Source organism: Streptomyces sp. NPDC051582, from assembly GCF_040681715.1.
Lineage (GTDB): Bacteria > Actinomycetota > Actinomycetes > Streptomycetales > Streptomycetaceae > Streptomyces.
Genome location: NZ_JBFAZJ010000005.1, coordinates 78,795 through 92,055, shown reverse-complemented (window position 1 = coordinate 92,055; position 13,261 = coordinate 78,795). Strand labels below are relative to the sequence as shown.

Below are 13,261 nucleotides of genomic sequence, written 5' to 3'. Positions count from 1 at the left end.
AGCACCCGAGGGGGAGATACACCGTGGCCGTCATGGACAGGGTCCGTACCGTTGCGCAGCACACGCCCGGCAGCCGGGGGGCGAAGGGGTCCGCCGGACTCGGCCTCCTCCTCGCCCTGGTCGCGACGGTCGTCTGGTCCGGCAGCTTCGTCGCCACCCGGGGGATGGCCGACAGCGTCCCGCCCGTCCAGGCCGTGTTCTGGCGCTGGATCATCGCCACCCTCGCCGTCGCCCCCTTCGCGGCCCGCCAGGCCTGGCGGCAGCGGGCGCTGATCCGCCGCCACCTCGGATTCATCTCCCTCGCCTCGCTGTTCGGCGTCGCCCTCTACAACACGCTCGTGCACCAGGCCGGACTGACCACCTCCGCCTCCAACATGGGCATGATCATGGCCGCCTCGCCGGTCGTCATGGCGCTGTACGCCCGCCTCGGCGGCGAACGGCTCGGCGTCCGGCGGACCTTCGGACTGCTGCTCGCCGCGTTCGGGGTGCTGCTGCTCGTCGGCGACGGCTCGCTCGGCTTCGACTTCGGCGCGGGCGACCTGTGGATGCTCGCCGCCGCGCTCTCGTTCGCCACGTACAGCGCGCTGCTCAAGCGCAAGCCCGCCGAGCTCGGCGGACCGGCCTTCCTGATCACCACCTTCGTGCTCGGCGCGCTGATGCTGGCTCCCGCCTATGCCGTGTCCGTCACCGTCCAGGGCGGTTTCGAGGTCACCGCGGGCACCGGCGGGATGCTGCTCTACGTCGGCGTCATGTCCTCCGCCGTGGCCTTCTTCGCCTGGAACAAGGCCATCTCGCTCATCGGCGCGGCCCGTGCGGGAGTCGTCTACTACCTCCAGCCGGTGTGCGTCGCCGGCCTCGGCCTGCTCCTGCTGGGCGAGCGGACGGGCCCGGCGGAGCTGCTCTGCATGGCGCTGATCCTCGGCGGCGTGAGCCTGGGGGCCCGCCGGTAGGTTCGGTCCATGACCGAGTGGGACATCAAGAAGCTGCGGATCCTGCGCACCCTCGCCGACCGGGGGACCGTGACCGCGACGGCCGAGGCGCTGCACATGACGCCCTCGGCCGTTTCGCAGCAGCTGACCAACCTCGCCCGGCAGGTCGGGGTGCCGCTGCTGGAGGCTCAGGGGCGCCGGGTCCGGCTCACGGACGCGGCGCACCTCGTACTGCGGCACGCGGAGGCGGTGTTCGCGCAACTGGAGCGGGCGGACGCCGAGCTGGCCGGGTACCTGGCCGGGGAGGCGGGGGAGGTCCGGATCGGAGCCTTCTCCACGGCCGTGCCGGTGCTGGTGGTCCCGGCGGTGGCGGCGCTGCGGCGCAGCCATCCGGGGGTGGAGGTGCGGGTGCGGGAGACCGAGGCGGCGCAGTCGTACGAGCTGCTGGCGGCCGGGGCCGTGGACCTGGCCCTCTCGCTGGCGGCGCACGCCCCGACCGCCCGGGACCCGCGGTTCACCCGCATCACGCTGCTGGAGGACCCCCTCGACGTGGCCCTCCCGCCGGACCACCCCCTCGCCGCGGCGCCGTCCCTGCGGCTGGCGGACCTCTCCGGGGACCCGTGGATCTACGGGGGCAGCGGCCCCTGGCAGGAGATTGCCCGCAACGCCTGCGAGGCCGCCGGCTTCGTACCGGAACAGGCGCACTCGGCATCCGGCTGGACCGCGATCCTGGCCATGGTCGAGGCCGGGATGGGCGTGGCCCTGGTCCCGCGCATGGTGTCGAGCCGCGCCTCGGGGGTGGCGGTGCGGGTCCTGGCCCACGACCGCCCCACCCGTCACGTACTGGCGGCCACCCGGCGCGGCGGCGAATCCGCCCCCGCGGTCTCCAGGGTCCTGACGGCCCTGCGTACGGTGGCCGCGCACCGCAATCCGTGACCTGACACCGGTGCCCCCGGCCCGCGGGAGCGGGACGGGGGCACCGGAGGGTCAGGCTGCGGGGCGGGTCAGGAAGCCGACGCCGCGTCCGCGGACTGGGCCTTCAGGGCGCGCTCCACGCCCGAGCGGGACTCCGAGACCAGACGGCGCAGCGCCGCGTTCGGCTCCGCCGAGGCCAGCCAGGCGTCCGTCGCCGCCAGGGTCTGCGCGGAGACCTGGAGCGAGGGGTAGAGGCCCACCGCGATCTGCTGGGCGATCTCGTGGCTGCGGTTGTCCCAGATGCCCTTGACCACCGCGAAGAACTTCTCGGTGTACGGGGCCAGCAGCTCGCGCTGGTCGGTCTGGACGAAACCGCCGATCACCGCGTCCTGCACCGCGTTCGGCAGGTCCGCGGACTCCACCAGCGAGGCCCACGCCTCCGCCTTGGCCTCGGCCGTCGGACGCGCGGCCCGCGCCGTGGCCGCGTGGCGCTCTCCCGCCGCCGTACGGTCGCGCTCCAGCTCCGCGTCGATGGCCGCGTCGCCCAGGACGCCCGTCGCGACGAGGCGCTCCAGGAACGCCCACCGCAGCTCGGTGTCCACGACCAGGCCCTCGACCTCCGCCGCACCGTCGAGCAGCGCCGACAGGAACGTCAGCTGCCCCTCGGTGCGCGCCGTCGCCGCGAACGCACGGGCCCACGCCAGCTGGTGGTCGCTGCCCGGCTCGGCGCCGCGCAGGTGCTCCAGCGCGGCCTCGGTCCAGGTCGCCAGGCCCTGCTCCCGCCATGCCGGATCGGCGTACAGGTCCACGGCCAGCTTCACCTGGCGGTGCAGGGACTGGACGACGCCGATGTCCGACTCCTTGCCGATGCCCGACAGGACCAGCGCGAGGTAGTCGCGCGTCGCCAGCTCGCCGTCGCGGGTCATGTCCCAGGCCGAGGCCCAGCACAGCGCCCGCGGCAGCGACTCGGTGAAGTCGCCCAGGTGCGCGGTGACGTTCTCCAGCGAGACCTCGTCCAGGCGGACCTTGGCGTAGGACAGGTCGTCGTCGTTCAGCAGCACGACGGCGGGACGGGTCCGGCCGACCAGCTCGGGAACCTCGGTCAGCTCGCCGTCGATGTCCAGCTCGATGCGGTCCGTGCGGACCAGCTTGCCGCCGGCGTCGAGGTCGTACAGGCCGATCGCGATCCGGTGCGGGCGCAGCGTCGGCTCGCCCTTGGCGCCCGCGGGCAGCGCCGGGGCCTCCTGGCTGACCGAGAACGCCGTGATCGTGCCGTCCGCGGCCGTCTCGACGCGGGGGCGCAGGACGTTGATGCCGGCCGTCTCCAGCCACGACTTCGACCAGGCGGTCAGGTCGCGGCCCGAGGTCTTCTCCAGGGCGCCCAGCAGGTCCGACAGACGCGTGTTCCCGAACGCGTGCGCCTTGAAGTAGGCCTGCACGCCCTGGAAGAAGGCGTCCGTGCCCACGTACGCGACGAGCTGCTTGAGCACCGAGGCGCCCTTGGCGTACGTGATGCCGTCGAAGTTGACCAGGACGTCGTCGAGGTCACGGATGTCGGCCATGATCGGGTGCGTGGACGGCAGCTGGTCCTGCCGGTACGCCCAGGTCTTCATCGAGTTGGCGAAGGTGGTCCACGCCTGCGGCCACTTCGTGCCCTCGGCGGACGCCTGGCAGGCGACCGAGGTGTACGTCGCGAACGACTCGTTCAGCCACAGGTCGTTCCACCACTCCATGGTGACCAGGTCGCCGAACCACATGTGCGCGAGCTCGTGCAGGATCGTCTCCGCGCGGCCCTCGTACGCCGCGTCCGTCACCTTCGAGCGGAAGACGTACTGGTCGCGGATGGTGACCGCGCCCGCGTTCTCCATCGCGCCCGCGTTGAACTCCGGAACGAAGAGCTGGTCGTACTTGGCGAACGGGTAGTCGTACGCGAACTTCTCCTGGAACCAGTCGAAGCCCTGGCGGGTCACGTCGAAGATCGCGTCCGCGTCCAGGAACTCGGCCAGCGACGGGCGGCAGTAGATGCCGAGCGGCACCGACTGGCCGTTCGCGCCTTCGTACGAGCTGTGCACCGAGTGGTACGGGCCCGCGATCAGGGCCGTGATGTACGTCGAGATGCGCGGCGTCGGCGCGAAGCGCCAGACGTTGTCCTCGACCTCCGCGGCGTCGGGCGTCGGGGAGTTCGAGATGACCGTCCAGCCCTCGGGGGCCGTCACGGTGAACTGGAACGTCGCCTTCAGGTCGGGCTGCTCGAAGCTGGCGAACACGCGGCGCGCGTCCGGCACCTCGAACTGGGTGTACAGGTAGGCCTGCTGGTCGACCGGGTCGACGAAGCGGTGCAGGCCCTCGCCCGTGTTGGTGTAAGCGCAGTCCGCGACGACGCGGAGCTCGTTGGCGCCGGCCGCGAGGTGGTTCAGCGCGATGCGGGCGTCCCGGAAGACCTCGGCCACGTCCAGCGACTTGCCGTTCAGGACGACCTCGTGCACGGCCGGGGCGACCAGGTCGATGAAGGTCCCGGCGCCGGCCTCGGCCGACCGGAACCGAACGGTGGTCACGGACGGGTACGTGCCGCCCTCCTGCGCACCGCTGAGATCGAGTTCGACCTCGTACGAGTCGACGGTGAGCAGCTTCGCCCGCTGCTGAGCCTCTTCACGGGTGAGATTCGTGCCAGGCACGCGGTCATCTCCTTTGATGGTGACGTTGCCCCGCCATACTTCCACGTGGGGCCGACCGGGCGCCCGTGAGTAATCCACGGGCGAAACGCGACGTCCGATTTCCGCCAGCTTCGCCGGATCCGGACGCCCATCCTGGACGCATGACCACCCGATTCGCGCCCCGACCGGGGCTCCACGCCGCACGTCCCATCGCCCCCGGCGCCCTCGCCGCCCTGCGCGAGCGCGACGACGCCGGCCGCCCCTGCGCCCCGTACGAGGACCCCGAGGGCGGCGCCCCGCTGCGCTGCTGCCTGCGCCGCAGCCGCCTCGGGGAGCGGATCGCGCTCGTCTCGTACGCGCCGCTGCGCCGCTGGGCCGCCGAGACGGGCGCCGACCCGGGCGCGTACGACGAACAGGGCCCGGTGTTCATCCACGCCGACGGCTGCGGCGGCCCCGCCGGGGGCGGGGGCCACCCCTTCGCCCAGCCCGGGGCCCTGCGCACGGTCCGCCGCTACGACGCCGGGGGCCACATCCTCGGCGGCAGCGCCCTCCTCCTGGCCGAAGACCCGGACGCGGCTCTGGAGGAGGCTTTGGCGGAGGCCTTCGCCGACCCGCGGGCCGCTCTCGTCCACGTACGCGCCACCGAGTTCGGCTGCTTCCTCTTCGAGGTCCGCAGGCCCTGACGGCCGGACGGCACGCGGAAGGGGGCGGCACCGGCCGGTGCCGCCCCCTTCCGTCGCGTGATCGGCGTCAGCCGCGGAGCTCCTCGGCGACCAGCTCGGCGATCTGGACGGCGTTCAGGGCCGCGCCCTTGCGGAGGTTGTCGTTCGAGAGGAACAGCGCGAGGCCGTTCTCCACCGTCTCGTCGACGCGGATGCGGCCCACGTAGGAGGCGTCCTTGCCGGCCGCCTGCAGCGGGGTGGGAATCTCCGAGAGCTCGACGCCCGGGGCGTCCCCCAGCAGCTCGTACGCACGCTCCACGCTGATCGGGTGCGCGAAGCGGGCGTTGACCTGGAGGGAGTGCCCGGAGAAGACCGGCACGCGCACGCAGGTGCCGGAGACCTTGAGGCCCGGGATCTCCAGGATCTTGCGGGACTCGTTGCGGAGCTTCTGCTCCTCGTCGGTCTCGAAGGAGCCGTCGTCGACCAGGTTGCCCGCGAGCGGGACCACGTTGTAGGCGATCGGGCGCTTGTAGACCTTCGCCTCGGGGAAGTCGACGGCCCCGCCGTCGAAGGTCAGCTGGTCCGCGGCCTCGGAGACCGCGCAGGCCTGGCCCTTGAGCTCGGCCACACCGGCCAGGCCCGAGCCGGAGACGGCCTGGTAGGTGGTGGCGACCATGGCGGTGAGGCCGGCCTCGTCGTGCAGCGGGCGCAGCACCGGCATGGCGGCCATGGTGGTGCAGTTCGGGTTCGCGATGATGCCCTTGGGGCGGTTCTTGATCGCGTGGGGGTTGACCTCGGAGACGACGAGCGGCACGTCGGGGTCGCCGCGCCAGGCGGAGGAGTTGTCGATCACGACGGCGCCCTGGGAGGCGACCTTCTCGGCGAGGGCCTTCGAGGTGGCGCCGCCCGCGGAGAACAGCACGATGTCCAGGCCGGAGTAGTCGGCCGCGGAGGCGTCCTCGATGGTGATCTCCGTGCCCTCCCACTCAAGGGTCGAGCCCGCGGAACGGGCCGAGGCGAACAGCCGCAGCTCGTCCACCGGGAACTTGCGCTCGGCGAGGATGCCGCGCATGACCGCGCCGACCTGACCGGTGGCTCCGACGATTCCGACCCTCACGGTGACTCCTTCTGCTCCGTACGACGCGTGCGCGCGTGAAGCCATCATGCGTTCGACCCCACGAGTCTTGTCCAATCCATTGTCCGAGGAACGGACGGTGTCCTGTGTGCGACCCCCCGCGACACGTTCGCGGCGGCCGTCTCGCCCCTCCGCCGACCGCCCGTTTTGCCTGGTCGGGGCCGGTTACCGCCTGGTCCGCGGTGTCCGCTGAGCCGCCATCGCCCACCAGGGGGTACGCCAAAGGGGCGGGCGCCCGCTTCGGGCGCCCGCCCCTCGGTCATGCGATCAGCCGGTCATCCGTTACGGGGTGACCTTCTCGATCTGGACGCTGCCGGTGCCGGCGGCGGTGCCGCGGGCGTTGAGCAGCTTGACCTCGCCGAAGAACTGACGGCCCTCGGGGGCCGGAGCGGCGGCGAGGACGTTCGCCGTGACGGACGCCGAGGCGCCGTTGGCGAGGTTCACCGCGGCGCCCTCGTCGACCTGGACGGAGCCCAGGGCGGCCGAGAAGTACACGTCGCGGTAGTTGAACGTGGTGGAGCCGGACGGAACGGCGTAACCGTCCACCTGGATGGTGTAGGTGCCGGCGGCCGGGTTGAGCAGGGTCACGGCCTCCTCGGAGTCGCCGTCCGCGGAGGAACCGACCTTCACGCCGTCCTTGAGGACGGTGAGGTCGAGGTCGGCACCGGTGTCGGAGACACCGCCGATGGCCACGTCCAGGCGGGAGACGCCCTCACCGATGGTGACGGTGCTGGTCTGGGTCTCGCCGTTCGCGATGGTCGGCTTGGCGACCTTCGCGGAGCCGAGCGGGCCGCCCTGGAGCTTGCCGCCGCTGATCGCCGCGGCGTCGTTCTTGATGGTCCACTGGACCGGGGCCGGGGTGCCCTGCTTCACCTCGGGCAGGACCTTGACCGCGGGGTCGAAGGCCGCGCCGAGGACGCTGACGTCCAGCTTGAACGGGTTGTCGAGCAGCGGCGACGTACGGCGCGCCTCGACCTCGATCTCCCAGACGCCCGGCTGCGGGTTCTCGTACGAGCGCAGGTCGGGGCGGCAGGTGTTCGCCGGGTTGTCGTAGTTCGGGTAGCACATGGTGGTCGCGCTGTCCTCGACGCCCACACCGTACGGGTGGATCGAGATGAAGCGCGTCTGGCTGCCCGGCTTCAGGCCGCCGAGGGCGACCTCAAGGGACTTCGCGCCCTGCGGGACGGTCACGAAGTACGACTTGTGGCTGTTGCGCTGCACGGACGCGGAGTTCGACATCGTGAACGACGGCTTCGCCAGCGGGGTGGAGGCGACGACCGTGGTCAGGATCTGCTTGTCGATGCCCTCGGTGGTCTCGTCGTCCAGCTGCAGGATGCCGCTGTGGACGCCGGCCGACTTGGGGTTGGCCTCGACCTTGATGGTGACCGGCTTGTTCAGCGGCAGCGTGACGTAGTCGTAGCCGCCGACGACCTTGAACGTGCCGTCGTTGTTGCGCCAGGTCAGGTCGTGACGGGTGCCGTACTTGACGCCGGTGGTGCGGGTGACGACGACGTCGTAGACCTTCTTCTGGCCGACCTTGAGGCCGCCCTCGCGGTCGTAGAGGCCGGTGCCGAAGCCCGGGGTCTTCAGGAACTGGTCGATCGCGGTGTCGACCGGCGCCTTGACGGTGAACTCGTTGGCCTTGGCGTCGCGCTGGAGGGACTCCCACGCGTCGACGATGTTGATCAGGCCGGAGCCCTGGGCGTGCGCCGGGACGTCGGCGATCTTCTTCGCGGTGCTGGTGAGCGCCACGCGCAGGCTCGCCGGGGTGACCGTCATGTGCTGCTGCTTGGCGGCCGAGAGCAGCAGGGCGCTGGCGCCCGTCGCCTGCGGCGAGGACATCGAGGTGCCCTGCAGCATCGAGTAGCCGGCCGGGAGGTTGTAGCCGGCCTCCTTCACCGGGGAGCCGGGCAGCCAGGTCTGCGTGGTGTTGATGGCGGCGCCGGGGGCGGTGATGGTCGGCGTGAAGCCGCCGTCCTCACGCGGACCGCGCGAGGAGAACGGGAACATGTCGTACTTCTTGGTGACGCCGGAGCCGTAGTTCGCGGCCCAGGTCTCCTTGGAGACCGCGGCACCCACGGAGATGACCTTGTCCGCGAGACCGGGGTCGCCGATGGTGTTGAGACCGGGGCCCTCGTTGCCCGCCGAGATGACGAGCTGGACACCGTAGGTGTCGATGAGGTTCTTGTAGAGCTCGGCGCGGGCGTTGTTGCCGTCGTTCAGCGCCGGCAGGCCGCCGATGGACATGTTGACGATGTCCACACCGCGGTTGACGACGAGGTCGATCATGCCCTCGGTCAGCGCGACGTTGGTGCAGCCGCCGGACCAGGAGCAGGCGCGCGAGGAGACGATCTTCGCGCCGGGCGCCTCGCCGTTCATCTTGCCGCCGAAGAGGCTGTTGGCGGCGGTGATGCCGGCGACGTGCGTGCCGTGCTCGGACTCGATGATGCCGATGTTGACGAAGTCGGCCTTCTTGCCGACCCAGTCCCCGCCCAGCGGGTCCATCGGGACGTCCTTGCGGATCTGGATCACGAACGGGATCCGCTCGGCGACGTCGGTCGACGGGTTGTCGGTGCCGAAGTAGCCGATCTGGTAGCCGTCCTTGTACGGCTTCATCGGCTCGTTGTTCGTGAAGTCGCCGTCCTGGTCGGTGTCGACGCGGACGGTTCCGGCGGCGGCGTCGTAGAGCATGCCGAACCGGTCGGTGGTGTCCCCGTCGCGGTTGACGTCGCCCTTCGCGTCACCGGTGGCGGTGATCGACTCGCTGAACCGGCTCCACTGGAACGAGCCCTCCGGGGCCTTCCAGCTCTGGCCGCCGGCGCTGAAGGTGCCGCCCGCGGCCGTGACCGGGGTGATCTGCGGGCGCCAGGTGGCGTCGTTGTCCGTGATCGGGTCGGTCGCGGTGACCCAGTCGACGATCTTGCGCTCGCCGGTGGTGGTCTTCTGGAGCGCCGGGTGGCCGAGGTCGACGCCCGAGTCCAGGATGCCGATGGTCACGCCGCGGCCGTCGGCCTGCGGGTTCTTGGCGACGAAGTCGACCGCGCCCGTCTCGAAGGACGGGTTGTAGGGGTTCTTCGCGGGGGTGTTCTTGTCCGGCCCAGGGTAGGTCTCGGAGGCGGTCTTCCTCGCCGCCCCCGCGTCCTTGCCCGCGTCGGGACGCGGGTCCGAGAGCTGGATCTCGTGCTTGAGGTCCAGGGCGTGCACCGAGGACAGCTTCGCGGCCGCCTTCAGGGCGGCCTCGGCCTTGGCGGTCGGCAGCGTGGCCCGCACGTAGCCGAGCTTGTCGTTCGTCTGGCCGACCGAGGCGCCCTGGACCGCACCGAGCTGGTCGGCGACCTGCTTGGTCTGGCCGGGGGCGGTGGCCACCATGACGGTGACGGTCGCGTCACCCTTGGCCTTGGCCGCCTGGAGCAGCTCGGCGTCCGCCGAACCGATCTTCTCGTCGGCGGACTTGACGGCCGGGGTGGTGCCGGGGGTGCCGGCGGGGCCGGTCGCCGCGAACACGGGCATCGCGCCCGCGGTCGCCAGCGCTGCGACCAGGCCGGCCGCGGCCGCGACGCGCGCGACGCGTCTGGCCCCGGATATGGAGCTGGGGGATTCGAGGGTCATCAGCATCCCTGGATAAGTGAAAGATACGGTCCGGATTTCGGTGCCGGATGACCGGTCAGCTTTGCGCAATCGACCGCTCTTTGGGGAGCCTTGTCATTGACCGAGACCTGACATGGCGGACTTTCGCCAGGTCACGTCATGCGCCATCGAGGCCGTACCGGGGCGTACTCGCCCGAATCGCAGGGGTAGAAGAGTTGCTTTGTCGACTTCCCGACCTCATTGCGAGGATGGTCCGAAGCCCGGTCTCAGATCGGGTGTGACAACTTCCGGGCCGTCAGCGCACGCGCGTGCGCGCGTAGTGCCGCGAGGCCTTCGCCCGGTTTCCGCACACGGACATGGAGCACCATCGCCGGGCGCCGTTGCGCGAGGTGTCGTGGAAGTGCAGCACGCACGACTCGGAGGCGCACTTGCGGATCCGCTCGGGTGCGACGCCCAGCAGTTCCAGGTAGTCGCGGGCGGCCGTCCAGGCCGGACCCCAGGTCGGGTCCTCGAACTCGGCGCGCTCGCCTGGGCCTTCGGGGGTCAGGGTGGCCCGGATCCGGCCGTGCTCCAAGACGGCGTCGACCAGGGCGCGCGCGCTCTCGTCGGCCGGGTCCGCGACCGCGCGGGCGAGTGCCTCGCGGGCGGTCAGCAGGTGGACGAGGGTGGCGGCGTCGGCGCGGAAGCGGTCGGCCAGACCGGTGCTGCGCAGCCAGATCGCGAGCCCCTCGACCCGGGTCAGGCCGAAGGCGCCGGCGAAGAGGTCGGCGACCTCGCCGTCCTGCATCCAGCGCGTGTTCAGCAGGTCCAGTGAGACCGGCTCGCCCGTCAGGGGGCGGGGATCCGCCGCCGCTGTCGCCATTTCGCCGCTCCTCCACACGTCCCTGCTAACCCCTCAAGGGTACGTGACCGGTTGACGCCGAAGCGCCTAACCTCTAATCTAGATTTAGAAGGTTACAACTGGGTCGTGGAACCGATGAAAGGGGGCAGCCGTGACGGCTGTCATCAGCAAGCTGCGCACCGGGCACGTGGGTCTGAACGTCACCGAGCTCGGCCGTTCCCTCGCCTTCTACCGGGACGCCCTCGGCTTCGAGCTGCTGGGCGAAGGCAAGGAGGCGGACCGTCGCTTCGCCTTCCTCGGGCAGGACGGCGAGCTCGTCCTCACGCTCTGGCAGCAGGCCGCCGGCGGGTACGCCCCGGCGGCCGCGGGACTGCACCACCTGGCGCTCTCCGCCGGCACCGTCGACGAGGTCCGGGCGTACGAGGAGCGGCTGCGCGGGCTGGGCGTGGAGTTCGCGTACGAAGGGGTCGTCGCCCACGGCGAAGGCACCGCCTCCGGCGGCATCTTCTTCCACGACCCCGACGGCACCCGCCTGGAGATCTCCGCACCGGCCGGCGCCGAGGAGGCACCCGCCCCCGTCTCGGGGGCTCCGACCTGCGGGTTCTTCTAGGCCATCAGGTGCTCAGGCGATCAGGCGCTCAGTCAGGAGGCGGCATCATGGACCGGTACCACCAGGGCTCGCTGGCCGTGCAGGAACGCGTGGGGGTGCGCGAGCTCGCCGAGCACGTCGGCCGTTCGATCGGTACGGGCATCAAGGACGTCGCCGCGGCCTTCCTGGAGTTGCAGCCGCACCTGGTCGTGGGCGCCGCCGACGGGACGGGGCGCATGTGGGCCTCTCTGCTCACCGGCCCGCCCGGTTTCGTCCGGGCCACGGGTCCGCACAGGATGGCGGTCGCCGGCGGAGTGCCGGCCGGGGACCCCCTCGCCGAGGCACTCGCCACGGCGGGTACCGGGGTCGGGACCATCTCCCTCGATCCGCGCACGCGGCGCCGGATGCGCCTCGGCGGCACCGTGGAGGTGACCGCGCGGGGGTTCGCGGTCGAGGCGGAGCGGGTCTTCGCCAACTGTCCCAAGTACATCCAGAAGCGGCAGCCGCTGGAGCTGGTCGCCGACGGAGCCGGTGTCGTGCGGCGCGGGGGCGCGCTCACCCCCGACCAGGAACGGGCCGTCCGGGCCGCCGACACCTTCTTCGTCGCCACCACCGCCGGGAACGGGGTCGACGCCAGCCACCGGGGCGGGATGCCGGGCTTCGTCGAGGTGCTCTCGCCCGTCGAGCTGTCGTGGCCGGACTATGCCGGCAACGCCATGTTCCTGACCCTGGGGAACCTGGCCACCGATCCGCGGGCCGGACTGCTGTTCCCGGACTGGGAGAGCGGGGCGGTGCTCCAGCTCAGCGGCAGTGCCCGGACCGAGTACGGGCCCGACGGCAGCCGGAGCATCCACTTCCGGGTCGAGTCGGTGGTGGAGGGACTGCACCCCGGGCGGCTGCGCTGGAGCGCCCCGGAGTACTCGCCGGCCAATCCGGCGCCGGTGCCTCACCGGGGGAGTACGACCAGGTAGGCGGCCGGCTCGCGGTCGGCGGACGCCGTCAGGGCGGTGCGCACCACCGCGGCCTGCTGCTCGGGCCAGTCGCGCAGCTTGCGCGGGGTGATGTGCAGGACGGTGACGCCGAGCCGCTCCAGGGTCTCGCGCTTGCGCACCGCCTCCGAGAACTGCTCGTCCTCGCCCTGCCGCGGCGCGCGGGTGTCGATCTCGATCGCGACCGCCTGGTCGGGCCAGTACGCGTCGACCCCGCCGAGGTGCGGGCCGCCGGGCAGCCGCAGGTCCACGTTCCAGACCGGCTCGGGGAGCTCGTATCCCCGTACGAGCTGGTACAGCCGGTCCTCGGCGATGGCCCGGCCCTCCGCGAGCAGGGACTCGACGGCGTCCACGACATGGGGCCGGTTCAGCAGCCGGGCCACCGTCAGCTCCCTTACGACGGCCGCGGGTTCGCAGTGACCGCCGCGGACGGCCTCGCTGAGCAGCCGGCGTACGGTACCGGCGTCGGAGAGCTGGCCGACCGCGTCCGCCAGGGCCCGGGCCACCGGGGCGACGGGCAGTCCGGTCACCTGCTGCGGACGCGGCGGGGTGTGCGTCCGCACGATCCGGACGGCGTCGACGGAGCGGAGCCGGCGGGTGTGGGGCACCAGTACGTCGATCTGCGTCAGGGCGAGCAGCGCGGGCGCGGAGCCGAAGCGGTACAGCGCGAGGGCCGCGAGCCCGGTGATCATGGCCTCCCCGCCGCGCCGGCCGGCGTACAGCAGGGCGGCGTGCAGGCGCTCCTCGCTGGTCGCGGCGCCGGGGTGGAGGAGGAACACCCCGGGCAGGATTTCCTGCCAGGGCCGCTCGGCGGCCTCGGAGGCGCTGACGCCGTGCTCGCGGAGCTGGGTGAGGCTCATCACGCGGGGGCTGGCGCCGGTGAGGTGGGCGAGGGGGAGGGGCGCGTTGTGGTTCATGCGGCGGAGATTCCCGCCCGCCCCGGCCCTGCTAACCCCTGT

Annotated in this window: 10 protein-coding genes; 5 read left to right on the top strand and 5 right to left on the bottom strand. The window is 71.9% G+C overall.

The annotated features are described in order from the left end of the window. Positions 1 to 32: 32 nt before the first annotated feature. Both AB0M92_RS09410 and AB0M92_RS09405 read left to right on the top strand, forming a co-directional pair. Positions 33 to 950, top strand: a complete 918-nt coding sequence (locus tag AB0M92_RS09410) for an EamA family transporter (RefSeq protein WP_366101495.1) — start codon at positions 33 to 35, stop codon at positions 948 to 950. Between the two features lie 9 nt (positions 951 to 959). Beyond that, complete coding sequence (locus AB0M92_RS09405) at positions 960 to 1,865, top strand: LysR family transcriptional regulator (RefSeq protein ID WP_366101494.1); 906 nt, start codon at positions 960 to 962, stop codon at positions 1,863 to 1,865. A 68-nt stretch (positions 1,866 to 1,933) separates the two neighbouring features. On the opposite strand, the gene pepN is transcribed toward AB0M92_RS09405, so the two are convergent. Next, a complete protein-coding gene (pepN, locus tag AB0M92_RS09400; protein ID WP_366101493.1) occupies positions 1,934 to 4,519 on the bottom strand; it encodes an aminopeptidase N in 2,586 nt (861 codons plus the stop codon). Between the two features lie 140 nt (positions 4,520 to 4,659). On the opposite strand from pepN, the gene AB0M92_RS09395 reads away from it, so the two are divergent. Next, positions 4,660 to 5,181, top strand: coding sequence for a DUF1203 domain-containing protein (locus tag AB0M92_RS09395; protein WP_366101492.1), 522 nt, complete (start codon positions 4,660 to 4,662; stop codon positions 5,179 to 5,181). A gap of 67 nt (positions 5,182 to 5,248) precedes the next feature. Here the strand turns inward: AB0M92_RS09395 and AB0M92_RS09390 are convergent, their stop codons facing one another. From AB0M92_RS09390 to AB0M92_RS09380, 3 genes are all read right to left on the bottom strand, one after another. Further along, a complete protein-coding gene (locus AB0M92_RS09390; protein WP_366101490.1) occupies positions 5,249 to 6,277 on the bottom strand; it encodes an aspartate-semialdehyde dehydrogenase in 1,029 nt (342 codons plus the stop codon). Positions 6,278 to 6,577: 300 nt separating this feature from the next. Then, on the bottom strand, positions 6,578 to 9,904 hold the full coding sequence (locus tag AB0M92_RS09385; protein ID WP_366101489.1) for a S8 family serine peptidase: 3,327 nt from the start codon (positions 9,902 to 9,904) through the stop codon (positions 6,578 to 6,580). Positions 9,905 to 10,178: 274 nt separating this feature from the next. Further along, the gene (locus tag AB0M92_RS09380) at positions 10,179 to 10,745 is read right to left on the bottom strand and encodes a CGNR zinc finger domain-containing protein (protein ID WP_366101488.1); all 567 of its coding nucleotides are present in this window, start codon (positions 10,743 to 10,745) and stop codon (positions 10,179 to 10,181) included. Positions 10,746 to 10,875: 130 nt separating this feature from the next. Between AB0M92_RS09380 and AB0M92_RS09375 the strand changes: the two genes are divergently transcribed. Both AB0M92_RS09375 and AB0M92_RS09370 read left to right on the top strand, forming a co-directional pair. Then, a complete protein-coding gene (locus tag AB0M92_RS09375) occupies positions 10,876 to 11,334 on the top strand; it encodes a VOC family protein (protein ID WP_366101487.1) in 459 nt (152 codons plus the stop codon). Between the two features lie 47 nt (positions 11,335 to 11,381). Next, positions 11,382 to 12,284 carry a pyridoxamine 5'-phosphate oxidase family protein gene (locus tag AB0M92_RS09370; RefSeq protein WP_366101486.1) on the top strand — a complete coding sequence of 301 codons (903 nt, stop codon included), beginning with the start codon at positions 11,382 to 11,384 and terminating at the stop codon, positions 12,282 to 12,284. On the opposite strand, the gene AB0M92_RS09365 is transcribed toward AB0M92_RS09370, so the two are convergent. Next, positions 12,260 to 13,219: a hypothetical protein gene (locus AB0M92_RS09365; protein WP_366101485.1), complete on the bottom strand. Its 960-nt coding sequence runs from the start codon at positions 13,217 to 13,219 to the stop codon at positions 12,260 to 12,262. The two genes, AB0M92_RS09370 and AB0M92_RS09365, sit on opposite strands and share 25 nt — an antisense overlap. Positions 13,220 to 13,261 lie beyond the last annotated feature (42 nt).

Coding starts and splice junctions, on each gene's coding strand:
- AB0M92_RS09410 (WP_366101495.1), top strand. CDS start 33: ATGGACAGGGTCCGTACCGTTGCGCAGCACACGCCCGGCAGCCGGGGG.
- AB0M92_RS09405 (WP_366101494.1), top strand. CDS start 960: ATGACCGAGTGGGACATCAAGAAGCTGCGGATCCTGCGCACCCTCGCC.
- AB0M92_RS09395 (WP_366101492.1), top strand. CDS start 4,660: ATGACCACCCGATTCGCGCCCCGACCGGGGCTCCACGCCGCACGTCCC.
- AB0M92_RS09385 (WP_366101489.1), bottom strand. CDS start 9,904: ATGACCCTCGAATCCCCCAGCTCCATATCCGGGGCCAGACGCGTCGCG.
- AB0M92_RS09380 (WP_366101488.1), bottom strand. CDS start 10,745: ATGGCGACAGCGGCGGCGGATCCCCGCCCCCTGACGGGCGAGCCGGTC.
- AB0M92_RS09370 (WP_366101486.1), top strand. CDS start 11,382: ATGGACCGGTACCACCAGGGCTCGCTGGCCGTGCAGGAACGCGTGGGG.
- AB0M92_RS09365 (WP_366101485.1), bottom strand. CDS start 13,219: ATGAACCACAACGCGCCCCTCCCCCTCGCCCACCTCACCGGCGCCAGC.